The following is a 25,381-nucleotide window of genomic DNA, read 5'->3' on the forward strand; positions in this document are numbered from 1 at the left end:
GACAACAGGATGCCTTCTCATGATCAACCTTCAACTCGGCGATGTCAGCCACATCATACAGTTGGCCATTGCCCCGGTATTTTTACTCACCGGCGTCGGTACCAAACTCTCGGTCTTGACCAGTCGCTTGGCACGCATCATCGATCGCGCCCGTGTGGTGGAAGAGTTGCTGCTCAAGGATGCACGTAACCGCGACGAGCTCGAAGAAGAACTCGACGAACTCTACCGCCGCTCGCACCTGATCAATCGCGCCATTACCCTCAGTACCGGCACCGGCTTACTGATTTGCCTGGTGATTGCCGCGCTGTTTCTAGGCGACGCCACCGGCCTGAGTTTGGACAAGTTCATCGCCGCCCTGTTTGTCGGCGGCATCTTGTCCCTGATAGGCAGTTTTATTTTCTTTATGCGCGAAATTTTCGTCGCCACCCAAACTCTCTCGCGCCAGCATCAGCGCGATAAAATCCGCCGCTCGCAACACTGACATTCTGCAGCGATGTTGCAGTGCATGCTGCAAATCAAACGTAACTGTGGCACTCTGGACGCTGATCTGATTCCTTTACGGAGCGTCTGATGAATACCTTGCACTATCCTCACTGGCCAATTGGCTTGCCACATCAATTGCAAGTCCCGGCCACCAGTGTCTATCACAACCTGCAGATTTCGGCGCTGCGCTATCCAGACAAGCCGGCGCTGATTTTTTATGATGGCGTGCTCAGCTATCGCCAACTGCATGAGGAAGTGCTGGCGCTGGCGGCGTGGTTGCAACAAGTTGCAGGAGTGCGCAAGGGTGATCGGGTCTTACTCGACATGCAAAATTGCCCGCAATTTGTCATCGCCTACTATGCCATCCTGCGTGCCGATGCCATGATCGTACCGGTCAACCCCATGCTCATGCACGATGAGTTGGCGCATTACCTGGACGATAGTGGTGCTCGCGTCGCCATCGTCGCACAAGAAATCATGCCGCGTCTGAGCGACTTTCTCGACAGCGGCACCTTATCCCATTTGCTCGTCGCCAGTTACGCCGATTATCTGCCGGCCAGCACAGACTTGACTGTGCCGGATTTCGTGCGCGCCAAAATGGATGCTCCACAACAAACCGGCATCCACACTTGGCGTGCCGCCATCGCGGCGACACGGATTCCAGCCCCACATCAAGCCGGACCAGACGACCTCGCTTGCATGCCCTATACCTCAGGCACAACCGGCCACCCCAAGGGTTGCATCCATAGCCATCGCTCGGTGATGTTCAACATCGTCGCCAGTCCGACCTGGTCGGGTGCCGTGGTGCCGAATCATGTGGCCTTGGCCGTGTTACCATTTTTTCACGTCACCGGCATGCAATCGGTCATGAACAGCATGATCTACTGTGGTGCCACGCTGGTGATTTTGCCACGTTGGGATAGGAACGCCGCCGGCGAGCTCATCACCCGTTATGGCGTCACCAACTGGACCTTGGTCCCGTCGATGATGATCGATTTTTTATCCAATCCACGCTTGGGCGAGTACGATATTTCCAGCCTGACCCGCGTCTCTGGCGGCGGAGCGGCGATGCCGGCCGCGATTGCGCAAAAATTACTCGATTTGTCGGGGCAAATTTATATGGAGGGCTACGGTTTATCGGAAACCATGGCACCGTCCCATCTCAATCCACCACAGCGCATGAAGCAACAATGTCTGGGCATTCCCTTCTTCAACGTCGATGCCCGCGTGGTTGATCCGCTGACCCTGCTCGAAGTAGCACAAGGGCAGAGCGGTGAAATTTGGATACATGGTCCGCAAGTTTTCCAAGGCTATTGGAATGATGCGAAAAAAACCGCCGAGGCCTTCGCCGAACTCGACGGTAAACAATTTTTTCGCTCCGGTGACCTCGGCTATATCGATGAGGAAGGTTTCTTCTTCTTTACCGATCGCCTCAAACGCATGATCAATGCCAGCGGTTTCAAGGTCTGGCCGGCCGAAGTGGAAAGCATGATGTATCAGCATCCGGCGATACAAGAATGTTGCATTATTGCCAGTGCCGATCCTTATCGCGGCGAAACCGTCAAAGCGATGATCGTCAAAAAACCCGGTGTCAGCGTCACTGCCGAAGACATCAGCTTCTGGGCGCATGAAAAAATGGCGGCCTATAAAGTACCGCGTTTGATCGAGTTCATCGACACCCTACCTAAATCAGCAACCGGCAAAGTAATGTGGCGCAGCTTGCAAGAGCAAGAGAATGCCCGAACCGGGAAAGCTAATTAGATGCTTACGTGGCCCGCAAAATATTTTTTTGCGAGCCACGTATTATTCGGTCAAGTTATCACCGCACTGATAAAACATCGAGACTCCCTACTGTTTGCCATATTTTGAGTGGCAAAACGCCAAGCTCACTGCGCGCCGCTGTCGTATGTAAACCAAGTTTCATAAAACCATCTTTGCCGCCCAGCTATTTTAGAATAGTATGGGACAAACACGAGAATCTTGCGTGCCGGAACTTTGCGTAAGGATTTCCACTTGCGCAGAGATGGCCAGCCATGGTCTGGGTTGGCGAAGTTTCGGCTGCCATTCTTCGTATGGCTTCACCCTGTTTCGTAATAGTTTGCGGTGCATGGATGACAACAGTGCGGCGCATACAGCTCGCCCGCTTGCGTCCTTCAAGTACTGACACATACCCATTTACTAAGTTAAGGAGCAAAGCATGAATCTTCGTCAAATGCGTATCGGAACACGACTGGCGGTCGGCTTCGGTTTCATTATGGTTTCGCTGATCGTGGTACTGATTATCGGCAGCGTACTGAGCGCCAGTAATCGGACCCACATGACGAACGGTATGGAACTCGCACATACCAAGACCGCCCTTGCTGCCAGCATGAAAAGCAGTATGCTCGAAGGTGGGCTGGCGATTCGCAATATCGGCCTGCAAAGCGATTTGGGCGAAATGGAAAAACAAAAACTCGTCCTCAAGGCCCAGCACGAACACTTCTATGAAGCGCGCAACAAGTTGATCGCACTGGGCTTGTCGAACGATGAGAAAAAAATCGTCGATGTCATTTCCGGTTTCGATCAACAAGTTGAAATACCGACCAAAGAAGCCTTCAAAATGCTGTTGTCATTCAATGGTGAAGAGGCGGTCAAACTGATTGCGACCCAAATCGACCCCTTGCAGCAAAAAGCCTTGTTAGAAATTAATAAACTGGTGGCCTTGGAAGATAGTGCCTCGGCCGAAGTTTCGGTACTCGCCTCCAGTAATGCCAACAAATTGGTCATCACCCTACTGCTCATCGGTAGCGCCATTCTGCTGATCGGGATTGCTTTTTCCATCTTTCTGACCCGCAGTATCACCGGCCCGTTGCAAGACGCCGTGCAGATTGCCCAACGCGTTGCCGCTGGCGAACTCACGCATCGCGATGCTGACGCAGGGCATGATGAAATCAGCGAATTACTCAATGCCCTCAAAGAGATGAGCGACAACCTGTTCCATATCGTCAGCGAAGTACGCCAAGGTACCGATGCCATCGCGATTGCTTCCGGCGAAATTTCCAGCGGTAACAGCGACCTGTCTTCGCGCACCGAGACCCAGGCCGGGGCACTCGAAGAAACCGCCAGCTCGATGGAAGAAATCACGGCAACGGTACGCCACAATGCCGATAACGCACGACAAGCCAATGCCTTGGTCAATTCCGCCTCAGGCTTTGCCATCAAAGGTGGCGAAGAAGTCGGTAAAGTGGTACACACGATGAATTCGATTAAAGAAAGCTCGCGCAAAATCGTCGATATCATCAGCGTCATCGATGGCATTGCTTTTCAAACCAATATCCTGGCCTTAAACGCCGCCGTCGAAGCGGCCCGTGCCGGCGAACAGGGGCGTGGTTTTGCCGTGGTGGCCTCGGAAGTGCGCAATCTGGCACAACGCAGCGCCAGCGCCGCCAAAGAAATTAAAACCCTGATCGGCGATTCGGTTGAAAAAGTCGAATCGGGTGGCAAACTGGTCGATGCTGCCGGACAAACCATGCACGAAATTGTCAGCTCGGTGAAACATGTGGCCGATATCATGTCCGAAATCACTGCCGCTGGCCAAGAGCAAAGCGCCGGTATCGAAGAAGTCAACCGCGCCATTACACAGATGGATGAAATGACCCAGCAAAATGCTGCCCTCGTCGAGCAAGCGGCGGCGGCAGCGGAAAGCATGGAAGAACAAGCCGGTAACTTGGCACGTGCGGTGGCCGCGTTCAAACTCGGCAGCGACCCGCGTCAGCAATTACGCCGCGCCAGCCCACCGCCGGTCAGTGAAACCGGTTTGAACACGCGGCAAAAAATGGTTCGTGCACTAGGGCTACAACAAAGTTAAGCTGAAGCGAGCTGAGCCATGATGAACAAGTCGCAAGCCTTGGAAAAAATTGTCGCTCAAGTCAGCGTGGGGGAACTGTATTTTCCCACTAATGTCAGCGCTACCCTGGGCATACAAGAGGCGCTCAATGCGCCCGACTGCGGCATAGAAACCGCGGCGAAATGGATCATGAAAGAACCGCTGATTGCCGCACGCGTGGTGGCCATCGCCAATTCGGTCGCCTACAGCCGCTTTGGCGGTGGCGTGACCAACGTGCGCACCGCCATCAGCATTCTCGGCTTCAGTACTTTACGCTCCGTCACCGCAGCGCATGTGATTCGCCAAATCAGCATGGCGGTCAATAATGCCGAGCTACGCGCGCGCATGGAATTGCTATGGCAACATTGTGCCCATGTCGCCGCCATGGCACATTTGTTGGCGCGCAAAATCAGCCGAGTCGATCCTGAAACGGCCTTGTTTGCCGGCGTAGTCCATGAGGTCGGCGGCTTTTATTTGCTCGCACGTGCAGAGGAATTCCCCGCCTTGCTGGAGCCACAGCGCTGCGCCCCAGACGATGCGCTGCTCGAAGACCACGAAATTGTGGTCGGCCGCGCCGTATTACACAAACTCCTGGTACCCAAGCGCGTCGTCAGTGCCATAGAAACGCTGTGGTATGGCACGCTCACAACGCCACCCGACAATCTCGGCGATACCCTGCTGTTAGCCAATGAACTCTGCGGCTATCCCTCGCCACTCGATCCGCGTGATCCGGTGGCCTCGGCCGCACAGGCCGCACGCATCGATTTTGCCGTCGGCGATACCAGCTTGCGCGCCCTGCTGGTACTGGCCGAACCGGACTTGGCATCCTTGACGGCTTGCTTAAGCAATTGAAAAATTGAGCAATTGCTCAACGGCAGCAAGCTTTTTCATTCTTAGGCATAATCGGAACGGCATATTTTTGCCTCGTCTATTCGACACAAGGAAACTTTCTCATGAAACTATCTCATTTACTCTGCGCTGGCATCGTCAGCGCCGCGGTTCTGCTGACCGGCACGGTCAGCACTGCGCTGGCCGCAGCCCCACAAGCCAACACTGCCGCCCCCGGCTTTTACCGCATCAAGCTGGGCGACTTTGAAGTCACCGCGCTGTCCGACGGCACCGTCGCTTTGCCAGTGGATAAATTGCTGACCAATACCACAGCAGAAAAAACCCACAGCGCGCTGGAAAAATACCACCAACATAGCCCGCTCGATACCTCGGTCAATGCCTACTTAATCAATACCGGCAGCAAACTCATCCTCATCGACAGCGGTGCCGGCGGCCTGTTCGGTCCGACTCTGGGCAAACTGCCAGCCAGCTTACAAGCGGCCGGCTACCAGCCGGAACAAATCGATGAAATCTATATCACCCACATGCATGCTGACCATGTCGGCGGTTTAGCCGATGGCGCACAAATGCGCTATCCGAATGCAGTGGTACGGGTCGATCGCCATGATGCCGATTTTTGGTTAAGCCCGCAGCAGCGCGACGCCGCCCCGGCGGACCAAAAGAACGCGTTCAGCAATGCCGTGAATTCGCTTAATCCGTATGTGAAAAGCGGGAAATTCCTGCCTTTCGATGGCGACACCAAGCTCGTTGCCGGGATCACAGCGATTGCGGCACCGGGCCACACGCCTGGTCACAGCATCTATAAAATTGAAAGCAAGGGCCAAGTCTTGATGTTATGGGGCGATTTGATGCATGTCGCCGCGGTACAGTTTGATCAACCGTCCGTCACCATTGCCTTCGACAGCGACAGCAAGGCCGCCGCGGTAGAACGCAAAAAAGCCTATGCCGAAGCGACACGCCAAGGATATTTGGTCGGCGCCGCTCATCTGTCCTTCCCGGGTCTCGGGTATGTACGCAGCCAAGACCAGGCTTACGCCTGGACGCCGATCAATTACGCACCGGCACAGTAAGTCCAAGCCTGCCGCTCGCGGGGATCTGGTGCGGCAGGATCAGTAGTGGGGCGGACGTTCATCGGCCGCACCGTTACGTCCACCGGACGTATCGGCCAGTTCACGTATGCGCGTGGTTAAAGCAGTCATCCAGCCGGCCATTTCGTCGAGCTTTTTTTGCTGACGATACACCTGAGTATTTAAAGTCTCGACCAGATCATCTTGGCGCGCGAGACGAATTTCCAAATCAATCAAACGTTCTTCGGTATTCATTATGTATGCTGACAGTATTGTGCAAAATGGAGCCATAGTATGCCACAGCGGCAACGCGCTCAGATTACTACTCTTTGTCAGCGGCAAACAGATAAGGTCTGTAGACATTTAATTGTGAGGAATTGTCAGCAAAGTACGGCATACAACACCGAGGTCAGACTCACAACATGTATTGCTGGAAAATTCGTCTTGCTTGCACTACTATGAAGTCCTCGCTCTCATTTTCGGCAAGCCTCACGACGGCTTGCTTCCCTTGGAGGAATGTATTGATGTTCAATGAAAACGCAGGTCCAGGTAACACATCGGCATCCTCATCTGACGATGAAACATCGCAGGGAGCGGCGCTGGAATTTCTTTCCTTTACGCTCGGTCGTGAAGAATACGGCATCGATATTCAAAGCGTGCAAGAATTACGCGGCTACGAAGCCGTCACGCGCATTGCCAACGCCCCCGACTTCATGAAAGGCGTAATGAATTTGCGCGGAGTGATTGTGCCCATCATCGATATGCGCATGAAATTCGCACTCGGTAACGCCGTCTATGATCAATTCACCGTCGTCGTCATTCTCAATGTCGCCGGCCAAACACTGGGCATCGTGGTCGACAGCGTGTCCGACGTCATCACACTCAAGCCAGCACAAATCAAGCCGGCACCGGAAATCGGCTCGACCATCGAAGCGAGCTTCATCATCGGTTTGGCACCGCTGGAAGAACGCATGCTCATCCTCATCGATATCAAAAAACTCATGACGGCCGAAGACATGGGCTTACAACTCGTTGGCAGTCACTAGCAGCCTGAGTGGCAGGAATTTCTATGCCGCGCCAAGCCAGCGCGCGGCACAGCGTACAATAGCGGCTTATTCTTTGTTCTTTGCGCTCCATGACTATTCTGCTGACCACTCTCAATGCACGCTATGCCCACGCTTCGCTGGGCTTGCGTTACTTACTCGCCAACATGGGCGAGCTCACCGAACAAACCCGTCTGCACGAATTTGTCATCGGTGCGCGCAGCACCGACATCGTCGAAAAAATCCTGGATCAACGCCAGCCCGGTGAAAAATTCATCGTCGGCTTCGGCGTTTATATCTGGAATGTGGTCGAGATCACGCAAGTGGTGGCGGTACTCAAACGGGTGGCACCAGACGTGGTGGTAGTGTTGGGAGGACCGGAAGTTTCGCATGAAACCAATGATCAGGAAATCATTCGTCTGGCCGACTATGTCATTACCGGTTGGGGCGATATCAGTTTCGCCGAATTGTGCCGACAAATTCTTCAGGGCCCGCAACCCTTGATGAAAATTCACGCCGGTGTTCAAGCGCCGCTACAAGACCTCAAATTACCCTACCAACTCTACAGCGACGACGATATCCGCCACCGCACCTTGTATGTGGAAGCCTCGCGCGGCTGTCCGTTCAAATGTGAATTCTGTCTGTCGGCACTCGATAAAACCGCTTGGCCGTTTGATATCGATGTGTTTCTGGTCGAGATGGAAGAACTGTACCAACGCGGCGCGCGGCTATTCAAATTCGTTGATCGCACATTCAATCTCAATATCAAAACCAGCCTCAAGATCATGCAGTTTTTTCTCGACAAGCTGGCGGCCGCACCAGATGACCCGGTGTTCGCGCATTTTGAAGTCGTGCCCGATCATTTACCTGACGCGCTCAAAGAAGGCATACAGAAATTCCCCGATGGCACACTGCAATTCGAAATCGGCATACAGAGTTTTAATCCCGAAGTGCAGCAACTGATCAGCCGCAAACAAAACAATGAGAAAGCGGCCGAGAATATCCGCTGGTTATGCACGCACTCGCACGCCCATTTGCACGTCGATCTGATCGCCGGTTTGCCGGGAGAGACGTTGGAGAGTTTTGCCGCCGGCTTCAATCAATTGGTTGCCCTCGGCCCGCATGAAATTCAATTCGGTATCCTCAAGCGCTTGCGCGGCACGCCGCTGATCCGCCATACCGAAGCCTTCGCCTTGGCCTTCGATCCGCTGCCGCCGTATACCATTCTGGCCAATCGCGATATCGGTTTCAGCGACATGCAGCGCTTGGTACGCTTCGCCCGTTACTGGGATTTGGTGGCCAATTCCGGCCGCTTTGCGCATACCTTGCCGGTATTATTGGGCACGGCAGCGTTTGAAAATTTCATCGCTTTTGCCGACTGGGTGTATGCCCATACCGATGCCACCCATCGCATTGCACTCGACCGCCTGGCCGGTCTGGTCATGCGCTTCTTGCAGCAAGAACGCGGCATGCCACAAACTGCAGTCGAACTGCTGCTGGCCAGCGATTACGCCGGCCATGCCAAGCACAAGCAAGGATCAAACACTGCGGTCACGGCGCTGACCCCGCGCACTGCCGTACCGCAACGTCAAAGTCGTCATCTGGCGGCGTAAACAAAACGCTGGAATTAATCGCGCCGCCGCAAAGAAATTGCTGCGGCGCTTCATTATCATTGCGTCAACTCAATTCTTTGTCGCGAATCCGCACAAAATGTCGCTCGCTGGCTGAGCTTCATTGCGAATAATTCTCGTTTACATTACGATATCCATCTCCCTTTGTATTGAGGTCGATGATGAATGTGAGCACCCACACGCCGCCAGCACCTTTGCAGTCGGGCACCGATCTGATGCTAGAACAAGCACAGCGCGATGGTCTGCACCGTTTTCTGCAAGCCCTGCTACGCGAAAATTTTCTATTCAAACCTGAGCTCATCAGCGATGCCGGGCTGACTTGGATACCGCTATGGTCTGAACAAATGCTGCTGCGCGTCGAAGGTTTGCGGCTCGGGCGAGCCGGCCATTGTCACATCAGCGGTGCCATCACACTGTACAAAAATGCGCAGGCACCGCAACTGTTGCGTAGCGCCGGCGCGCTGCTGGCACACTTAAGCGGCACGCCGTATCTGCCGCTTACGCCGGCGGCGCAGCGACGCTTGGCCGCAGAACTCGACAACAGTGCGGCCAACGATGCGCTGTCGCTGCATTATCGGCGGCAATGGGGCGAGCAATTGCGGCGCTTGGCAAGCACCCATCACCATCCCAGTTTTTTTTCCCTGCTCTGGCACGAGGAACTGGTTCCCGACCCCTGCCTACTGTTAGAACAATGGGGTAGCCAAGGACATCCGTTTCATCCCGCACACAAGAGTAAGCTTGGCTTAACCAAGCACGAGGTGTTGGCGTATGCACCGGAATTTCAGGCGCAATTTCCACTGCGTTTGGCAGCGGTCAGGCGCGCGTGTATGCGCGTGACCATGAGCCGCCCCGAACGCGCCTGCCGTGCTTGGCTGAGTCGTCACTTCGGCACCGAACTACAAGCTTGGGAGCAGGCCTTAAGGGCCAGCGGGCGCGAGCCGTCCGAGTGGCTGCCGCTGCCGCTGCATCCGTATCAGGCCAGCGCCGTTTTGCCACAGAAATTCGCCAGCGAAATCGCTGCGGGTCAGTTGTTGTTAGACACCGGCATCAGCTTGCGCGCCGCAGCCACCATGTCGATGCGCACTGTGGTACCCCTGCACCGACCAGGCACTCCGCATATCAAGCTGCCCTTAGGCGTACAACTGACCAGTGCGGTGCGCACGGTATCAAATAAGGCCTGCATCATGGGGCCGCGTCTGACCACGCTGCTGCGCGCGATACTGTTACGTGAACAGCATTTCAACGGCAGTCTCGATATTCTCGGCGAAGAGCTCGGTATGCATTTTATCGATCCCAACAAGGATAGCGACAAACATGGCCACTTAACACTACTGCTACGGGAAAATCCGCTGGAAAAACGCGACCAACTACACTTGCCGCTGCCGGTCGCCAGCCTGTTCGCCAGCTCACCGGTGAGTGGCCGTCCATTCATCACCGAGCTCGTTACGGCAGCCGTTGGTGACCATCCAGCCGCTGCGCTCAGCTACTTCCGTGATTACTGCCATGTCGTCCTCAAGGCGTGTTTGAGCGCCTACTTGTTATACGGTATCGCCTTCGAAGCGCACCAACAAAACAGCGCCATCATCGTCAACCGGCGCGGCCAACCGTGCCGCCTGCTGCTGCGCGATTTCGGTGATCTGCGGATTCACAGCGCGCGCCTGACGGAACAACACTGCACACTCGACAACTACCAAGCCGGACAAATTTTATTTACCGAGCTCGCACCGGTACGAGAAAAATTTCTGCACGCGACCATGTTATGCCACTTAGCCGAGCTCGGCATGCTACTGGCGCAGACTTATCAACAAGAGCAAGACTGCTACTGGAAAATTATTCAGCATGTCAGCGCCAATCTGTTTTCACGGCTACGCCCACGCTGCCAACCGGCATACTGGGAGCGCGAGCGGCACGCCATCTTGCATGCTGACTGGCCGGTCAAAGCATTACTACGTATGCGTTGCGAAGATGCGAAGGAGGATCTATGCGGCAGCATGCCCAATCCGCTGCGCAACTTTCCTTAGCCGCCAACGCGTCGGCTGGCGTCAGCACATTGCGCAGACTGTTTCTAATCCAGTTACTGACCATCGCCGCCATGGAAATGAGTGCACCGTTTTGGCCGCTGCATCTGCGCCAGATCAGCAGCTTATCTGGACCGGTCTTGGCCGGCGTCAGCTTCTTAGTGTACGCCGGCCCGCTCGTGATGGCGATCTGCAGCAGCCCATTTTGGGGTCGTTTGGGTGACCGGCGTGGCCATAAGCTCATGCTCTTGCGTGCCTTATTGGCCTTGGCACTCACGCAGTGCTGGATTGCCTGCTCCGACGATCTCATCAGTATTGTGTGCGCCCGCCTGCTGCAAGGTGCCTTGGCCGGTTACATTACCGCGGCCCAAGCTTATGGCAGCGTCTTGGTCGGCCCGAGCGGGCGCGCCGGCTTATTGACGCAGTTGCAGCAAGCCAATGCGCTCGGCTCGCTGCTTGGCCCCCTGCTCGGGGCGGCAGTCTATGGCTACAGTAGTTTTGCGCAACTCAACTTACTGGCCGCCTTGCTGTGTCTGCTGGCTGCCCTCGCCACGCTGTGCTGCTTGCCGCGCCTGCCACCGCCTGCCGCTGCGCCGCTGCCCACTGCACCGACCACAGCCGCGGCGGTGCCAGCGCCGACGCCGTTAGCGCTGCTGTTAGCTGCCATCTTCATCGTACAGAGCGCGAAAATGACACCACAAGTTTTCTTAGCCTTACATGTTGAGCAAGTGCTGCTGGCCGCGCCTTGGCTGGCCGGCCTGTGTTACGCGGCCAGCGCACTCGGTCTGTGTTTGGCCGCGCCCTTGTGGGTGCGCCGTTTTAAACACGCCAGCCCGGCGGCGATATTGCGCGACGTGGAATGCTGTTGTTGGGCTTGCGTACTGCTGCTGGCTTGGCAAGCCCTGAGCCACAACCTCGCGCTGTTTGTCTTGTGCCGCCTGCTCTGGGGTGCCTGTCTGGCGGCCTTGCTACCGGTGTTCTACAGTTTGTTGAACCATGCCGCACCAACACTGGCCGCCGGCTATCTGCTCGGCTTGGCCAACAGCGCGGCTAAAACCGGTGCCCTGCTTGGTCTGTCAGCCGGTGCACTGGCGCTGGCCTACTTGGCGCCAGCGTGGCGCTGGTGGCTAGTCAGCGCCGAGTATCTGCTGTGCGCCCTGCTGATACACCAGCAACGCCGTCGCTGGCTGGCTCTGGCCGCTCATCCTTCGCTGACGTGAACCTCACTACTTCCTGCCATGACAAAATCTCTCTACCTCCTTAGCTTGTTGACTATCGTGCTGTGCCAGCCGCTGGCAGCAGAAAGCAACGGCGCGGCCGATTTACCTGAAGTTCAGGTGAATGACAGCGCTATCTCAGTCGACAGCTATGAAACCACCGCAGCGCGCAGCGCCACCAAAACCATGGCAGCACTGCGCGATATTCCACAGATCGTCAATGTGGTACCGCAAGTTGTTATGCGTGAACAACATGCCTCATCGTTTCAAGATGCCTTACAAAATGTCGCAGGGCTCAGTTTCAGCGTTGGCGATGGTCAGCGCGATCAAGTGACGATACGCGGCTTCACGGCGATTCTCGATCAGTATGTCGATGGCGTGCGTGACGATGCGTTTTACTACCGCGACTTGTCCAACATTGAACGCATCGAAGTACTCAAGGGTCCGGCCTCGGTTTTATATGGGCGTGGTTCAGCCGGCGGCATGATCAACCGAATTTCTAAAAAGCCGACCACGGCCGCGCGCGCCGAATGGTCGGCCACCTTAGGATCACATGGCCAACAGCGCAGCGACATCGATCTCGGCAATGGCAACAGCAACGGCACGCTGGCATGGCGACTCACCGGAGCACTCGAAGACAGCCGCAATTTTCGCGACCAATATTTTTTACGCCGACAAACGCTGGCACCATCTCTGCTGCTCAATCTGAGTTCCGCCACCACCTTGCTGCTGCAAGCCGACTACCTGCACGACCGCCGCTTGGCCGATCAAGGTTTGCCGGGCTATCATGGCCGTCCGGTTGATGTGCCGGTGAGTACCAATTATGGTGCTGCCAATGGTTTTCAACGGGGCTATGTGCAATCGCAGGTGCTCAGCACCACCGCTACCCTCGATCACCGTTTCAACGAGAGCTTGAGCTGGCACAGCGTGGTGCGCGCCTTCGATTATTCTCTCGATCGCAATTACACCGGCATTGGTGAAATCAAAGACGGTGCCAGCCCCAGCGTCGCCATCGGTGCGGTTAAACGTTTACGCGATGAACGTGGGGTATTCTGGCAAAACGAATTACAACAACAATTCACTTGGGGCACAACACGCCATCAATTATTGTATGGCGTGGAATTAGCACAGCAAAATAAAAGCGAAATTTTATGGAACCGTAACAATTCCGCCGTTTATCAATTGTTCCATCCGAGCTTAGTCAATCTGCCGCCGGTACCGACCGATCGTGCACCGGTCACCGATACGCGCAGCCGCTTTCACAACACGGCCGTGTATCTGCAAGACTTGCTGACGCTGAGCGCGCACTGGAAAATTTTAGCCGGTGTGCGTTACGATTATCTGCAACAAATACGCGATGATTTGAGTAGTAAAAATATCGATCTCAAACGCGGCGAAAAATTATTTTCGCCGCGCGTGGGCGTGGTATTTCAACCCACCGAACAACTGTCTTGGTATGCCTCGCACAGTCGCTCGTTTCAACCACTGGCGGACAGTTTTACTTTGCGTGCCAACACCGACACATTGCCAGCAGCCGCGACGGTGAATAATGAAATCGGCCTCAAGCTCGACCTCGCAGCACGCGCCAGCATCACGGCCGCACTGTTTCACATGTCGCAAACCGGCATCGCCGTACAAGACCCGGAAAACAGCCTGGCATCGCTGCCGATAGGGCAACAAAGCACACAAGGTCTGGAGCTGAGTTTTGCCGGACAACTGAGTGAAAAGTGGGAATTGTTAAGCGGCTATGCCTCGATGATTGGCAAGATCAGCGACTCGCCTGAACTGACCAGCGTCGGCACACCGTTCCAAGGTAATCGCGCCGCGTTGACACCACAGCACAGTGCGCACTTGTGGCTCAAATACAGGCTCACGCCGAGCTGGTATTTGGCCGCCGGCGGCCGCGCCGAATCGGCGCGTTTTGCCTCACCCGATAACTTGCTCAGCTTACCCGGCTATGCCGTACTTAACCTGGCGGCCGCTTATCAGAGTAAGACTTTCGATCTCAATCTCAGCGTAAAAAACGCTCTCAATCGGCGCTATTTTGTGGCGGCCCACAGCGGTGCCAATGATTACAATATGCCCGGTGAAACGCGCGGCTTGTATGTCAGCTTACGCTATCGTTTCTGATTTCTTTCACGGACTCACGCGCATGACATTTTTTCAAAAACGCTTACTGCGACGCTTACATTTATCGCTCGCTTTGCCGCTGGCGCTGGGTCTCATTTTACTCGGTCTATCCGGTAGTATACTGGTGTATATCGATGAACTCGATACCGCACTCAACCCGGAATTACTGCAACTCAGCGGCAACGTCGATACCCCATTTCAAGCCACCGATGTGCTGCCTCTGCTCGAGCAATTACAGGCCGATCCGGCCTACTCCGGCGTGAGCATGCTCGAATTACCAAGCCATGAGCAGGCACCGTTGACGGCGTGGTATCGAGCTGGCAGTACCGACAACATGGCGCGCCGTCAAATCATGATCAATCCGTATACCGGTGCCGTGCTCGGCTCAAGAATATGGGGCGAAATCGGTTTGACACGCGCGCACTTGATGCCCATGTTATTTCACCTGCATCGGTATCTGCTCGCTGGTGAGATTGGTAAAACCCTGGTTGCCATTAACGGTATAGGGCTCGCGCTGCTGGCCGTGAGTGGCCTGATTTTGTGGTGGCCACAGGGTCAATATGTAGTCTGGAGAAGGGCGCTTACTATGGTCTGTCGAGGTTCATGGAAACATGTGAGTTTTCGCTTTCATCGCGCCGCCGGATTCTATTTTTCGCCATTGCTTTTAATGCTGGCAATGAGCGGAATATATTTTAACAAACCACACTGGATCGCACCCTTACTCAACGCGGTCTGGCCCGCTGCTGAGGCACGCAAAGTCTATCGAGATGTTTCGCCCACTCATCGCCACATCGCTCGCGAAGAGGTGTTGTACGTGGCGCTGAAACATGCGCAAGAGTTGTTTCCTGATGCAAAAATTACTCGCATCGTGTTGCCCAGCGAGCGCGTGAACCAGTATGAAATTCGCTTGCGGCAAGAACAGGAATTACGCCTCGGTGCCGGTGCCACGCGGGTGTATTTCGATGCCGCCAATGCCGACATCGTGCGCTTGGTCGATCCGCTCATGGCCAGTGGCAGCGAACGCTTGCTCGGGTATTTTTTTCCACTGCACAGCGGCCAAGCCGGCGGCGAATTCGGCCGTATTTTGATCAGCTTGTGCGGCCTCATGCCGCTGTTGTTAGCTGTCAGTGGTATCGTGGTTTGGATTAAACGGCGCTGAGCCAATCCAAAGCAACGCGACCATTGATACACGGCGGACACCAAAAATAATTTCCCGTCAGTGGCTGGCTAAATTGGAACAAGCCATCGACCACACCATCTTCGGCACCACTCATGCGGCGCAACTGCGCTTCGAACGGCGCATACGAAGTGGCAAAGGCGACAAACTGCAAACCGGCACGCGCGCCTTCCGACCACGGCATGGAACGGCGCAGCATGAATGCCGGCGGGGTAAAGCTTTCTTGTGCCGTGCGTTTCACATGGGCGGATTCGGGTGCACTGTCGAATTCTTCATTATCGGCTTTGTGACGACCGATCAAGTCATCCTGTGCCGCTTCCGACAAGACCGCCAGGCGTTCGAAACGATGTTGCCATTGTTGTACCGCGACGTAGCTGCTGCCATCGGCAGCGATGGCGACTTCCTGCGCCAGCTCATCTTGCGGATTTTCAGTGCCATCGATATAGCCGCTCAAGTCGCGACCATCGGCGTAATGAAATGCCGCGACTTGCTGTGACAATTCAAATGCCGCACCCAAGGCTTGCTGCACGCGCCCCTGTTGATGCACCAACTCGCCGCGCTCGGCTTCGCGCAGCCAAATCCATAGCGCCGCCGGGGTGGCAGGCAAGCGCATTTTACTGGCTTCAATAGCAACGAAGTCGCGTAAGCCGGCAATCGTCACGCCGATTGCCGCGGCTAATGGGGCACCGATGCCGAGCACCAGACGCTGACCATCGGCTAAGGGATGCAATTGGTGCAAGGCTTGCGCCAACGCCGCGGTCGTGACCTGCGGCGAGAGGGTGAAACTGAGGTAAGTCGCGTGCGCCGGTAAGGCTTGTAAAATACCCGCTTGAGCTTGGGACATGAATTTCTCCGATAGACTGTGCGTGTTACCACTGGCTGACAAATATAACGCAAGAACGTTTTACCAGAAAAAAAAAGTCCTTGTAAAAATTATTCAATGCTGCGTACAATCAGAGCAGAGGTATGAAGCCTCAACGTCGCTCGGACGGTTCCGGGCGTTACGGTATTACTTACAATTCGATCATGCACAACACCACCACTACTCCGCCGGGCCGGGGTTCAGTCAGTGAAGGCAGCGCTACGCCTTCGATTAACTTTTCCTTTGCTCGCATCAATCGTCTGCCCCCCTATGTGTTCAATATCACTGCCGAACTGAAAATGGCAGCGCGCCGCCGCGGCGAAGATATCATCGACATGTCTATGGGTAACCCCGACGGTGCCACACCGGCACACATCGTCGCCAAACTGACCGAAGTCGCACAGCGTCCCGATACGCATGGTTATTCAGCCTCGAAAGGCATACCGCGCTTACGCCGCGCAATCGCCCATTGGTACCGCGAACGCTATGAGGTCGAACTCAATCCCGATACCGAGGCCATCGTCACCATCGGTTCGAAAGAGGGTCTGGCGCATCTGATGTTAGCGACCCTCGATAAGGGCGACACCGTGCTGGTGCCGAACCCGAGCTACCCGATCCACATTTACGGTGCTGTCATCGCCGGTGCCGACATTCGCTCGATACGGATGAGCCCCGGCGTGGATTTTTTCGCCGAACTCGAAAGGGCAATCCGTGAAACCTATCCGAAACCGAAGATGATGATTTTCGGTTTTCCATCGAACCCGACGGCACAATGTGTGGAGTTGGAATTTTTCGAACGTGTCATCAAATTGGCTAAAGAACATCAGATACTGGTGGTGCACGATTTGGCTTATGCCGACATCGTCTACGACGGTTGGAAAGCGCCATCGATCATGCAAGTACCAGGTGCGCGTGATGTAGCCGTTGAATTTTTCACGCTCTCAAAAAGTTACAACATGGCCGGTTGGCGCATCGGCTTCATGGTCGGTAACAAGGAATTAGTGGCGGCCTTGGCACGCATAAAAAGCTACCATGATTACGGCAGTTTCACGCCGGTACAGGTAGCGGCGATCGCCGCGCTCGAAGGCGACCAAACTTGTGTGGCGCAGATTCGCGATCAATATCAAAACCGCCGCGACGTCTTGGTAAAAGGCTTGCATGAACTTGGTTGGATGGTTGATAAACCGAAGGCGTCGATGTATATCTGGGCGCATATTCCACAACACTATCGGGCCGCCGGCTCATTGGAATTTGCCAAACATATGCTCGACAAAGCCAAGCTGTGCGTCTCGCCCGGCATCGGCTTCGGTGAATACGGCGATGAGTATGTACGCTTTGCCTTGATTGAAAACGAAGCACGCATCCGCCAAGCGCTGCGCGGTCTCAAAACCATGTTCAAAGAAGACGGGCTGTTGGGTAGCTTATCTTGAATCTGCGACGTAATTGAGTAAGTATATCGGCCGCATGCTATTGCGGCCGGCTTTTTTTACTTACTCAGGCCACACCGATAACACCAGTTCTTCGATGTCAGATGGATTGCTTATTTTCTTCTTCGCCGCCACCCAATCAGGCGGTTCCGGCATGGGCTTTTTGGTAAACACCGGCGTGTCGATGGCGATCTTAATCGCAAACACAAAGATACCTTTATTGATATTGAGCGGTATCATTTTTTGCACGATATCGTAAATCTGATTATCGTAAAATTCATGTACCTTAGGCTGCATGTCCAGCCATGAAGTCACGGCACCGTCGGAACGCATGGCAATCACCAAGTAGCCGCTCGAAGGCGGCAGCGTGACGTTTTTCAGCAAACGATAAATATTCGACTGCAGATTGCGCGAATACCGCCCCAGCGTTTCTTTGTTGATGCCTTTTTCTTGTAGCACCGTTTCCGACTGAAAAAATACCAGCGAATCGAAACGCGTCACGGCCGCTGACGCCAGCGTCGACAGGCATAATAATATAGCGGCCAGCAGGGCTTTCATCACACTTCCTTACTTGTTAACAAACACACCGGCGCTGCGATTTTTTTGCACATCATGCCAAGGAAAAATTTTTCCATTCATCGCCACATGCACACCAGCCGGCAGCATTTGTGCGGCCGCGCAGGCAAAGCCGAGATTGAACAAGGCATCGGAATTGGCGATTTCGTAAGGAATCATGGCACCGGTAAACACGATGGTTTTGTCGATTTTGGCCGCACCAAGTACTTCGGCAGTTTCACGCAGCGTATCGGTACCGTGGATGATCACCAAGGCTGCTTCCGGCGCATCCACGCAGGCTTGCAAAATGCTTTGGCGATGGCTGTCATTCATCTCGAGCGAATCCATCAGCATACAGACTTCGAGTTCTACCGGTATGGTCAAGCGCGCGCGCTGCAATACCTCGGGCAAGTGGCTGGCAGCAAAGCTGAGCTTGCCGGCCAATTCATCATAATGTTTGTCAAACGTGCCGCCGGTGGCGAGGATGCGCAAGGTCATGGTAACGGTATCGTATTGTGGATAAAGCAGCTATTGTAGCCTGTCAAGGCAGCCGCTGAAAGCTGCTAAACTGACGTGGTTTTTTGTCCTCAATCGCTCATGAAACCTATCGCCCCCGGAACTGTTATTTTCGATCGCCATCGTGGCTACGGTGTGCTGACATCGGTCAATCTGCTCACCGGCTGGGTGGCGGCGCGCTTCGGCGCGGAAAAGCGTGTGCTCGATCTGAACCTGTCAAGCGACGGTATTGTGCATGCCGATGGCACGCCGATACTGTTCCGTCGCAGTCCTCCCGAACGCATGCCACATGCGCGTTTGATGGCCATGGTGCGCCAATTACACGGTGCCGGCTACCAGAAATTATATTTATACAGTTGGCCGCATGCTTCCGGCCTGCATTGGCGCTGGCAATTATTTTGCGGTACCAGACAGTGGATGGAACGCCCCTTGCGGCCCGGTTGGTACGGTTCCGGCGCCGATTACAACCGCAACCCCGTCATGGGTTGGGGCGATGCGCCCGGTGCCGACAGCGCGGAATTGATCACCGCCTTGGCCAGCTTCGATCCGGCCGGTCTGGCCGCGGCACTCGGACGCGATGAAGACCACAGCGCCTGGTTTGCCAGCATTTGCGATGCCTTGCTGCCGCACTACGCCTACAGCCTCGGTGCCGATACCCCGGCTTGCCCCTTACCGCTGTACTTACCGGTGTTCGCGGTGCGCGAACGGGTCACGCCGGCCACAGAGTGGCAACTCAGTTATCCACCGGGCTGGGAACGCACCTGGAGCCCCGCCAGCCTGGCGCGACGACAGCAACAACGCGCGGTGGTACGCCACGACCTCATCCCTTACCACTGGAGCTTGCCACTGGAATTATGAGGGCAGGGATTCCCACAGATTATCCCAATCTTCCGGACGGAAACTGCCTTCGCGTTTGAGCAGCAGTTGGCCCTGAGGATTAATGACGAAATGCGTAGGCTGGCTGATAACTGTACCGAAATTATCGTTATGCCCGGCCATACCGCGCCAAAGCAGCGGAAAACGCTGCTCTTTCGGTATAGCTAAATTAATTAATTGCAAATAAGTATCAAAATCCTGCTTATTTTGATCGATGTTGACAGCTAACAACACAAACTTGCGCTTGGCATTGCCAACGTAAAATTCACGCATGAGCTTGAGATCGCGTACGCATAAATTGCAGCCTGCCGTAAAAAAACTGACCAAGACCGTTTTGCCGGCGAAATCAGCCAGTTCAATTTTCTTTCCATTGGCATCGGTACCGGACAAACTCATTTGTTGCTTAAGTGCAGGCGCAGCGACACTCTGCGCGGCACGTGCATCGGACAGGATTGCGCAGCTAAACAAGCTGGCCAGCGTTATGCTCAACAGCAGGGATTTTTTTATCATATTGTTTTCGTCCTGATGGGTAAAATGTCTTGGAATGCACAGGGTGAAGCCAACTACCCTCCTAAGATAAAACAAATCAGTCGTTGCTACAAAGATATTCTTACGTTGGAGACACAATTTGAAAGAATTATTATGAATTGGCTACTCTTGCTCACTGCCGGCCTCTTGGAAATCGTCTGGGCCATCGGTTTGAAATACACGGCCGGCTTTACGCGGCTTTGGCCCAGTGTGCTGACAATAACGGCAATGGCGGCCAGCGTAGGCTTACTCAGCATCGCCATGAAGACTTTGCCGGTTGGCACTGCTTATGCGATTTGGGTAGGCATCGGTGCGGTCGGCACAGCTACGCTGGGTATCGTGCTCTTTGGTGAAGCAGCCAGCCCGGCGCGCTTGCTGAGTCTGGCTTTGATCGTGGCCGGCATCATAGGCTTGAAACTCGCCAGCGGCTGAGTTTCAAGCACCGGTATACAGGTTTGACGGCGTGCCGGCTGAAAAATCGAGGATGTTTTGAAACGCCGCTGAAAAATACAATTCATAACTATCTTGCTCGACATAGCCAAGATGCGGCGTTGCCAACACATTTTCATAGCGCAGCAAAGCATGACCGGCAGCCAGCGGCTCGGTTTCAAACACATCGAGCGCCGCAAAACCCGGTCGTCCTTGGCTCAGCGCCGTTTCCAGCGCCGTCGCCGCAACCAGCTCGGCTCGGCTGGTATTAACAAATAATGCGTCGCGCTTCATCCGGCTCAAATCTTCCAAGTTGACGATACCGTGCGTGGCATCGTTGAGGCGCAAATGCAGAGAAATCACGTCACTGTCGGCGAAAAAAGCGGCGCGCGTGGCAGCAATCTGATAGCCATCGGCCTGCGCCTGTGCTTGACTGGCGGCGCTACCCCATACCAGCACCTGCATGCCAAAGGCCTTGCCATAGCCGGCGACCAGTTTGCCGATGCGGCCATAGCCCCAGATACCGAGCACTCTTTGCTTCAATACCCGGCCGAGCCGGTTACGGCTCGGTTCACTGGAAGACATTTGCCAGCATCCTTCCTGCAACAGACTGGCGTAATTGAGCAAGCGGCGTGAGGCCGCCATGATCAAGGTCCAGGTCAATTCGGCCGGCGCAGTCGGGTCGCCACGGCCTTCCGTGATGGCGATACCACAGTCACGCGCGGCGGCGGTATCGACATGCCCAGCCAGCTTGCCAGTCTGAGAAATCAGCTTCAATTTCGGCAACTTTTGCAGCAATGCGCGCGAGAAGCGGCTGCGTTCGCGTATCAACACAACGGCATCAAATTGCGCCAGCCGTATCGCCAATTGCCCGGTACCAACGGCACGGTTGGTAAAGATCTTGACTTCGTGTTGTTGCAGCATTTCAAAGCATGCAAGATGCCGCACCACGTCTTGATAGTCATCGAGGATGGCAATTTTCATGAATTTTTTCTTTCAGTGGAGTGCGATAGGTGAAACAGTTTCACTTTCATAAAACGTACTACTATGCTAACGCTCTTGATGCAAAAATTGGCCCACGGCAGCGTGCGCGTGTACAATAACCGCTCACAGCAGCTATTTGATTCCTGCGCCCGCCGACTCGGCAGGTGCCTTGGCAAGTCGGGAACACCAACCTGACCGCCTATTATCCGACAGAACCATCGTCCATGTATCCTTGCAGACGCGGCAATTTTTTTTGATTGCCGCGCGCAGAATTGCACAGATTGACGAAGATTCTGCCGTGCCGCTACACCGATTTTTTATTGAAATGGCATTGGAGAATAAGATGAACCAACCTATCATGCAAGGCATCGCTGCAGTCAATGCACCGAGCTATGTCAAGCAAACCGCACTGATCAACTGGGTAGCTGAAATCGCCGCCCTGACCAAACCGGACCAGATTCACTGGTGCGACGGCTCGCAAGAAGAATACGATCGTTTGTGCGCACAAATGGTCGCTGCCGGCACCATGAAAAAGCTCAATGAAGCCAAGCGTCCGAACAGCTATCTGGCTTGCTCTGACCCGAGCGATGTCGCGCGCGTCGAAGACCGCACTTACATTTGCTCGACCAATAAAGCCGATGCCGGTCCGACCAACAACTGGATGGCACCGGCCGAAATGCGCGCCACACTCAACCCCTTGTTTGATGGCTGTATGCGCGGTCGCACTATGTATGTGGTACCGTTTTCCATGGGCCCCTTGGGTTCACCGATTGCACATATCGGTGTAGAACTGTCCGATTCCGCCTACGTGGCGGTGAATATGCGGATCATGACGCGCATGGGCAAAGCCGTGTACGACGTGCTCGGCAGCGACGGTGCTTTTGTACCCTGCGTGCATACGGTAGGCGCACCTTTGGCAGCCGGTCAAGCTGACGTGGCTTGGCCATGCAATGCCACCAAATACATCGTGCATTATCCGGAAAGCCGTGAAATCTGGTCTTTCGGCTCCGGTTACGGTGGCAATGCTTTGCTCGGAAAAAAATGCTTTGCCTTGCGTATTGCTTCGACCATGGGTCGCGATCAAGGCTGGTTGGCCGAACACATGCTGATCCTTGGCGTCGAATCGCCGGAAGGTAAAAAGCACTATGTGGCAGCCGCCTTCCCTTCGGCTTGTGGCAAAACCAATTTCGCCATGCTGATTCCCGCCATCAAGGGCTGGAAAGTCACCACCATCGGTGACGACATCGCTTGGATCAAACCGGGTGCCGATGGCCGTCTGTATGCGATCAATCCGGAAGCCGGCTATTTCGGCGTCGCTCCGGGTACCAACACCGCCACCAATTCGAATTGCATGGCTTCATTGACGGCCAATACCATCTTCACCAATGTGGCACTGACCGATGACGGCGATGTCTGGTGGGAAGGCATGAGCAAGCCGGCACCGGCGCATTTGATCGATTGGCAAGGCCAAGATTGGACCCCGGAAAGCGCCCAAGCGACCGGCCGCAAAGCAGCTCATCCGAATGCGCGCTTCACCGTTGCAGCCACGCAAAATCCAGTCATAGATGCAGCTTGGGATGATCCGGCCGGTGTGCCGATTTCGGCCTTTATTTTCGGTGGCCGTCGTTCCACTACCGTGCCGCTGGTTACTGAGGCGCGCAACTGGATAGAAGGCGTGTATATGGCTGCCACCATGGGTTCGGAAACCACAGCTGCAGCAGCCGGTTTGCAAGGCGTAGTGCGACGTGATCCGTTCGCCATGCTGCCGTTCATGGGTTACAACATGAGCGACTATTTCCAACATTGGCTCAATATGGGTAAGAAAATCGCCGCCAGCGGTGCCACCTTGCCGGCGATTTACTGCGTCAACTGGTTCCGTACCGATGCCGACGGTAAATTCGTCTGGCCTGGTTTTGGCGACAATATGCGCGTGTTGAAATGGATGCTGGAACGGATAGAAGGCCAAGCCCAAGGCGTGGAAAATATTTTCGGCGTCACGCCGAGTTTCTCCGACTTAAGCTGGGAAGGGCTGGACTTTACTGCCGAACAATTCGAGACCATCACTTCCATCGATACCGATGCCTGGGTCGCCGAATTGGCCTTGCATACAGAATTGTTTGAAAAACTCGCCTATCACCTGCCGGCCGAATTGGAAGCGACACGTGTAGCTTTAGAGAAAAAACTGTTGGCGTAGTTTTTGCACACAGCAGTTCAGTGAAATCAACGCAAGCCTGAACAAGGCTTGCGTTTTTTTTGTGCAAAAAATTGTGGCATTTGTTGGGCGTACTCGCGCGTACGAAGGGAATGGTACACATTGCCGGGCAAACATTCCCGCATGCCGCAGACTCGTCATTCCCGCATGCTTTTGGCTGGAACCCAGTATCGTTTTTAGCACTGAAAACAGCATGATTTCTGGCATTTTCAGTTAAGCACGAACGCCGCCAGGTTCCCGCCAAAAGCGCGCTGATCATTACCCACAAGTCAGGTCGATTGCGCATCCACCCAGCCGCCCAATTCGTCATTGCCGCGTAGGCGGCAATCCAGTGGCGCGCACGCGCCTTTTATATCTGTGCTGCTCAGGCGCAGCAGGACGTGTTCATTGCACAGAAAAAAAAGTGCCCCTGATCGCCCCTCCCACCCTGAAGGCACTGACGTGCCACTGGATTCCTGCCTACGCAGGAATGACGAGGCGAGGGCATGGGGGAATGACATGTCGGCCAGTTGGGGTGATGATACCGACTGAAAACCCTTTTGCGACAGCCTCTGAAGGCCGAGGTTTCAAACCCTGGTCAGATTTTTGAACAGCGGTAAGGGAAGCGCAGAAAAAAACCGCCTTCCTGCAGGAAGGCGGTTTTCAGTATTATTGCCAGCGTTCGCTTAGCGGAAGTACGGTGCTTGCGGCGGAACGCGATGCGCTAAACTGCTGCTCAGATTGATAGTTCCGCGCATCATGCGCTGCCACAAAAAATTTCCCAGATAAGCCAGAGGAAAAGCGATAGGCCAAGTGGTCAGCCAAGCTTCCATCCAGCTACCGAAAAAGTCATTACCCGACGCCGCTGCGTACCAACGCCACAACGCCGTGACGAACAGCGTTAAGATACCGGTCAATACCAAACTAGGCAACATCGATGCCAAACTATGCGAACCGGCGACGCTTACCGGTGCGCGACTCTGCAATTCGCGACGCAATTCGAAGGGGATCTTCGATGCAAACAAGCATGCATCGGCTGCCGCTGGTGTACCACTATAGATAGAAAAATGCTGCATTGCAAAATCCCTCTTCTGTATAATTAACCGCGTGCGGCCAGTGCGCGTAATTCGGCAGCCATATTCGGTGAGCTGCGGTCGAGATCGTTGGCAACGCGACGGATAGCCAAAATATTAGCCAAATTACGTAATGCCGATTTTTGTTCACGTGTTTTAGCTGGTGAAAACAGCAAGGAAATTGCGCGAAATACGCCGATAAGCAGTGGTTTGAAAACAAGCATCAGGGTTGCAATCATGCCCAGGCCCAATAAAGGTCGCAGCGAGGCAAGTACGGAACTGATAGCAAATTGGGAAATTGGCAGGGCGCTGGCGGCCGGGAATGCAATATTTAAGAATGTCATGATGATCTCTACGCTTTATTTTCTAGGATGAATTCATCATATTGCATTGCAACATATAATTCTAATTTTCATTTCCTATAATTACTATATCGTTTGTGAATAACAGGGCAGACTGC

Annotated in this window: 23 protein-coding genes; 15 read left to right on the forward strand and 8 right to left on the reverse strand. The window is 54.6% G+C overall.

Annotation, left to right across the window (positions count from 1 at the left end; all coding sequences use genetic code 11):
• The first annotated feature begins 22 nt into the window (after positions 1-22).
• From QN359_RS07975 to QN359_RS07995, 5 genes are all read left to right on the forward strand, one after another.
• A complete protein-coding gene (locus tag QN359_RS07975) occupies positions 23-481 on the forward strand; it encodes a DUF2721 domain-containing protein (RefSeq protein WP_322251050.1) in 459 nt (152 codons plus the stop codon).
• An 89-nt stretch (positions 482-570) separates the two neighbouring features.
• On the forward strand, positions 571-2,244 hold the full coding sequence (locus QN359_RS07980) for a long-chain fatty acid--CoA ligase (protein ID WP_322250306.1): 1,674 nt from the start codon (positions 571-573) through the stop codon (positions 2,242-2,244).
• A gap of 436 nt (positions 2,245-2,680) precedes the next feature.
• Entirely contained in the window at positions 2,681-4,330 is a 1,650-nt protein-coding gene (locus QN359_RS07985) for a methyl-accepting chemotaxis protein (RefSeq protein WP_322250305.1), read from the forward strand.
• 18 nt (positions 4,331-4,348) lie between these two features.
• Positions 4,349-5,200: an HDOD domain-containing protein gene (locus QN359_RS07990; RefSeq protein ID WP_322250304.1), complete on the forward strand. Its 852-nt coding sequence runs from the start codon at positions 4,349-4,351 to the stop codon at positions 5,198-5,200.
• Positions 5,201-5,301: 101 nt separating this feature from the next.
• Entirely contained in the window at positions 5,302-6,267 is a 966-nt protein-coding gene (locus QN359_RS07995; protein WP_322250303.1) for an MBL fold metallo-hydrolase, read from the forward strand.
• A 39-nt stretch (positions 6,268-6,306) separates the two neighbouring features.
• Here QN359_RS07995 and QN359_RS08000 read toward each other — a convergent pair whose 3' ends face one another.
• The gene (locus QN359_RS08000) at positions 6,307-6,519 is read right to left on the reverse strand and encodes a SlyX family protein (RefSeq protein ID WP_322250302.1); all 213 of its coding nucleotides are present in this window, start codon (positions 6,517-6,519) and stop codon (positions 6,307-6,309) included.
• 269 nt (positions 6,520-6,788) lie between these two features.
• On the opposite strand from QN359_RS08000, the gene QN359_RS08005 reads away from it, so the two are divergent.
• From QN359_RS08005 to QN359_RS08030, 6 genes are all read left to right on the forward strand, one after another.
• Positions 6,789-7,310 carry a chemotaxis protein CheW gene (locus tag QN359_RS08005; RefSeq protein WP_322250301.1) on the forward strand — a complete coding sequence of 174 codons (522 nt, stop codon included), beginning with the start codon at positions 6,789-6,791 and terminating at the stop codon, positions 7,308-7,310.
• An 89-nt stretch (positions 7,311-7,399) separates the two neighbouring features.
• Positions 7,400-8,920, forward strand: a complete 1,521-nt coding sequence (locus QN359_RS08010) for a B12-binding domain-containing radical SAM protein (protein WP_322250300.1) — start codon at positions 7,400-7,402, stop codon at positions 8,918-8,920.
• 179 nt (positions 8,921-9,099) lie between these two features.
• The gene (locus QN359_RS08015) at positions 9,100-10,959 is read left to right on the forward strand and encodes an IucA/IucC family protein (protein WP_322250299.1); all 1,860 of its coding nucleotides are present in this window, start codon (positions 9,100-9,102) and stop codon (positions 10,957-10,959) included.
• A complete protein-coding gene (locus QN359_RS08020; protein WP_322250298.1) occupies positions 10,920-12,176 on the forward strand; it encodes an MFS transporter in 1,257 nt (418 codons plus the stop codon). The genes QN359_RS08015 and QN359_RS08020 overlap by 40 nt, the downstream gene beginning before the upstream one ends.
• An 18-nt stretch (positions 12,177-12,194) precedes the next feature.
• A complete protein-coding gene (locus QN359_RS08025; protein WP_322250297.1) occupies positions 12,195-14,303 on the forward strand; it encodes a TonB-dependent siderophore receptor in 2,109 nt (702 codons plus the stop codon).
• A 22-nt stretch (positions 14,304-14,325) separates the two neighbouring features.
• Positions 14,326-15,462, forward strand: coding sequence for a PepSY-associated TM helix domain-containing protein (locus QN359_RS08030; protein ID WP_322250296.1), 1,137 nt, complete (start codon positions 14,326-14,328; stop codon positions 15,460-15,462).
• On the opposite strand, the gene QN359_RS08035 is transcribed toward QN359_RS08030, so the two are convergent.
• Complete coding sequence (locus QN359_RS08035) at positions 15,449-16,324, reverse strand: Dyp-type peroxidase (RefSeq protein WP_322250295.1); 876 nt, start codon at positions 16,322-16,324, stop codon at positions 15,449-15,451. The genes QN359_RS08030 and QN359_RS08035 overlap by 14 nt on opposite strands.
• Before the next feature lie 122 nt (positions 16,325-16,446).
• Here QN359_RS08035 and alaC point away from each other — a divergent pair, with 122 nt between their 5' ends.
• On the forward strand, positions 16,447-17,772 hold the full coding sequence (gene alaC / locus QN359_RS08040; protein WP_369124403.1) for an alanine transaminase: 1,326 nt from the start codon (positions 16,447-16,449) through the stop codon (positions 17,770-17,772).
• 60 nt (positions 17,773-17,832) lie between these two features.
• On the opposite strand, the gene QN359_RS08045 is transcribed toward alaC, so the two are convergent.
• Together QN359_RS08045 and QN359_RS08050 are read right to left on the reverse strand one after the other, a co-directional pair.
• On the reverse strand, positions 17,833-18,327 hold the full coding sequence (locus QN359_RS08045) for a hypothetical protein (protein ID WP_322250294.1): 495 nt from the start codon (positions 18,325-18,327) through the stop codon (positions 17,833-17,835).
• A gap of 9 nt (positions 18,328-18,336) precedes the next feature.
• Positions 18,337-18,822, reverse strand: a complete 486-nt coding sequence (locus QN359_RS08050; RefSeq protein WP_322250293.1) for an asparaginase domain-containing protein — start codon at positions 18,820-18,822, stop codon at positions 18,337-18,339.
• Positions 18,823-18,921: 99 nt separating this feature from the next.
• Here QN359_RS08050 and QN359_RS08055 point away from each other — a divergent pair, with 99 nt between their 5' ends.
• Positions 18,922-19,698, forward strand: coding sequence for an L-asparaginase (locus QN359_RS08055; RefSeq protein ID WP_322250292.1), 777 nt, complete (start codon positions 18,922-18,924; stop codon positions 19,696-19,698).
• Here the strand turns inward: QN359_RS08055 and QN359_RS08060 are convergent.
• The gene (locus tag QN359_RS08060; protein ID WP_322250291.1) at positions 19,693-20,226 is read right to left on the reverse strand and encodes a TlpA disulfide reductase family protein; all 534 of its coding nucleotides are present in this window, start codon (positions 20,224-20,226) and stop codon (positions 19,693-19,695) included. The genes QN359_RS08055 and QN359_RS08060 overlap by 6 nt on opposite strands.
• 132 nt (positions 20,227-20,358) lie before the next feature.
• On the opposite strand from QN359_RS08060, the gene sugE reads away from it, so the two are divergent.
• A complete protein-coding gene (gene sugE, locus QN359_RS08065) occupies positions 20,359-20,676 on the forward strand; it encodes a quaternary ammonium compound efflux SMR transporter SugE (protein ID WP_322250290.1) in 318 nt (105 codons plus the stop codon).
• Between the two features lie 3 nt (positions 20,677-20,679).
• Here the strand turns inward: sugE and QN359_RS08070 are convergent, their stop codons facing one another.
• Positions 20,680-21,657: a D-2-hydroxyacid dehydrogenase family protein gene (locus QN359_RS08070; protein ID WP_322250289.1), complete on the reverse strand. Its 978-nt coding sequence runs from the start codon at positions 21,655-21,657 to the stop codon at positions 20,680-20,682.
• A gap of 343 nt (positions 21,658-22,000) precedes the next feature.
• Between QN359_RS08070 and QN359_RS08075 the strand changes: the two genes are divergently transcribed.
• Positions 22,001-23,851 (forward strand): phosphoenolpyruvate carboxykinase (GTP), encoded by a 1,851-nt coding sequence (locus QN359_RS08075; protein WP_322250288.1) that lies wholly within the window; start codon positions 22,001-22,003, stop codon positions 23,849-23,851.
• Positions 23,852-24,534: 683 nt separating this feature from the next.
• Here the strand turns inward: QN359_RS08075 and QN359_RS08080 are convergent.
• Together QN359_RS08080 and QN359_RS08085 are read right to left on the reverse strand one after the other, a co-directional pair.
• Positions 24,535-24,924: a DUF2798 domain-containing protein gene (locus tag QN359_RS08080; RefSeq protein ID WP_322250287.1), complete on the reverse strand. Its 390-nt coding sequence runs from the start codon at positions 24,922-24,924 to the stop codon at positions 24,535-24,537.
• Between the two features lie 23 nt (positions 24,925-24,947).
• The gene (locus QN359_RS08085; RefSeq protein ID WP_322250286.1) at positions 24,948-25,265 is read right to left on the reverse strand and encodes a hypothetical protein; all 318 of its coding nucleotides are present in this window, start codon (positions 25,263-25,265) and stop codon (positions 24,948-24,950) included.
• Positions 25,266-25,381 lie beyond the last annotated feature (116 nt).

Source organism: Undibacterium sp. 5I2, from assembly GCF_035019605.1.
Classification (GTDB): domain Bacteria; phylum Pseudomonadota; class Gammaproteobacteria; order Burkholderiales; family Burkholderiaceae_D; genus Undibacterium.

What these genes read in the sequence shown, in the direction of transcription:
- QN359_RS07980 (WP_322250306.1), top strand. Translation starts at nt 571, where the DNA reads ATGAATACCTTGCACTATCCTCACTGGCCAATTGGCTTGCCACATCAA.
- QN359_RS07985 (WP_322250305.1), top strand. Translation starts at nt 2,681, where the DNA reads ATGAATCTTCGTCAAATGCGTATCGGAACACGACTGGCGGTCGGCTTC.
- QN359_RS07990 (WP_322250304.1), top strand. Translation starts at nt 4,349, where the DNA reads ATGATGAACAAGTCGCAAGCCTTGGAAAAAATTGTCGCTCAAGTCAGC.
- QN359_RS07995 (WP_322250303.1), top strand. Translation starts at nt 5,302, where the DNA reads ATGAAACTATCTCATTTACTCTGCGCTGGCATCGTCAGCGCCGCGGTT.
- QN359_RS08000 (WP_322250302.1), bottom strand. Translation starts at nt 6,519, where the DNA reads ATGAATACCGAAGAACGTTTGATTGATTTGGAAATTCGTCTCGCGCGC.
- QN359_RS08005 (WP_322250301.1), top strand. Translation starts at nt 6,789, where the DNA reads ATGTTCAATGAAAACGCAGGTCCAGGTAACACATCGGCATCCTCATCT.
- QN359_RS08010 (WP_322250300.1), top strand. Translation starts at nt 7,400, where the DNA reads ATGACTATTCTGCTGACCACTCTCAATGCACGCTATGCCCACGCTTCG.
- QN359_RS08015 (WP_322250299.1), top strand. Translation starts at nt 9,100, where the DNA reads ATGAATGTGAGCACCCACACGCCGCCAGCACCTTTGCAGTCGGGCACC.
- QN359_RS08020 (WP_322250298.1), top strand. Translation starts at nt 10,920, where the DNA reads ATGCGGCAGCATGCCCAATCCGCTGCGCAACTTTCCTTAGCCGCCAAC.
- QN359_RS08025 (WP_322250297.1), top strand. Translation starts at nt 12,195, where the DNA reads ATGACAAAATCTCTCTACCTCCTTAGCTTGTTGACTATCGTGCTGTGC.
- QN359_RS08030 (WP_322250296.1), top strand. Translation starts at nt 14,326, where the DNA reads ATGACATTTTTTCAAAAACGCTTACTGCGACGCTTACATTTATCGCTC.
- QN359_RS08035 (WP_322250295.1), bottom strand. Translation starts at nt 16,324, where the DNA reads ATGTCCCAAGCTCAAGCGGGTATTTTACAAGCCTTACCGGCGCACGCG.
- alaC (WP_369124403.1), top strand. Translation starts at nt 16,447, where the DNA reads ATGAAGCCTCAACGTCGCTCGGACGGTTCCGGGCGTTACGGTATTACT.
- QN359_RS08045 (WP_322250294.1), bottom strand. Translation starts at nt 18,327, where the DNA reads ATGAAAGCCCTGCTGGCCGCTATATTATTATGCCTGTCGACGCTGGCG.
- QN359_RS08050 (WP_322250293.1), bottom strand. Translation starts at nt 18,822, where the DNA reads ATGACCTTGCGCATCCTCGCCACCGGCGGCACGTTTGACAAACATTAT.
- QN359_RS08055 (WP_322250292.1), top strand. Translation starts at nt 18,922, where the DNA reads ATGAAACCTATCGCCCCCGGAACTGTTATTTTCGATCGCCATCGTGGC.
- QN359_RS08060 (WP_322250291.1), bottom strand. Translation starts at nt 20,226, where the DNA reads ATGATAAAAAAATCCCTGCTGTTGAGCATAACGCTGGCCAGCTTGTTT.
- sugE (WP_322250290.1), top strand. Translation starts at nt 20,359, where the DNA reads ATGAATTGGCTACTCTTGCTCACTGCCGGCCTCTTGGAAATCGTCTGG.
- QN359_RS08070 (WP_322250289.1), bottom strand. Translation starts at nt 21,657, where the DNA reads ATGAAAATTGCCATCCTCGATGACTATCAAGACGTGGTGCGGCATCTT.
- QN359_RS08075 (WP_322250288.1), top strand. Translation starts at nt 22,001, where the DNA reads ATGAACCAACCTATCATGCAAGGCATCGCTGCAGTCAATGCACCGAGC.
- QN359_RS08080 (WP_322250287.1), bottom strand. Translation starts at nt 24,924, where the DNA reads ATGCAGCATTTTTCTATCTATAGTGGTACACCAGCGGCAGCCGATGCA.
- QN359_RS08085 (WP_322250286.1), bottom strand. Translation starts at nt 25,265, where the DNA reads ATGACATTCTTAAATATTGCATTCCCGGCCGCCAGCGCCCTGCCAATT.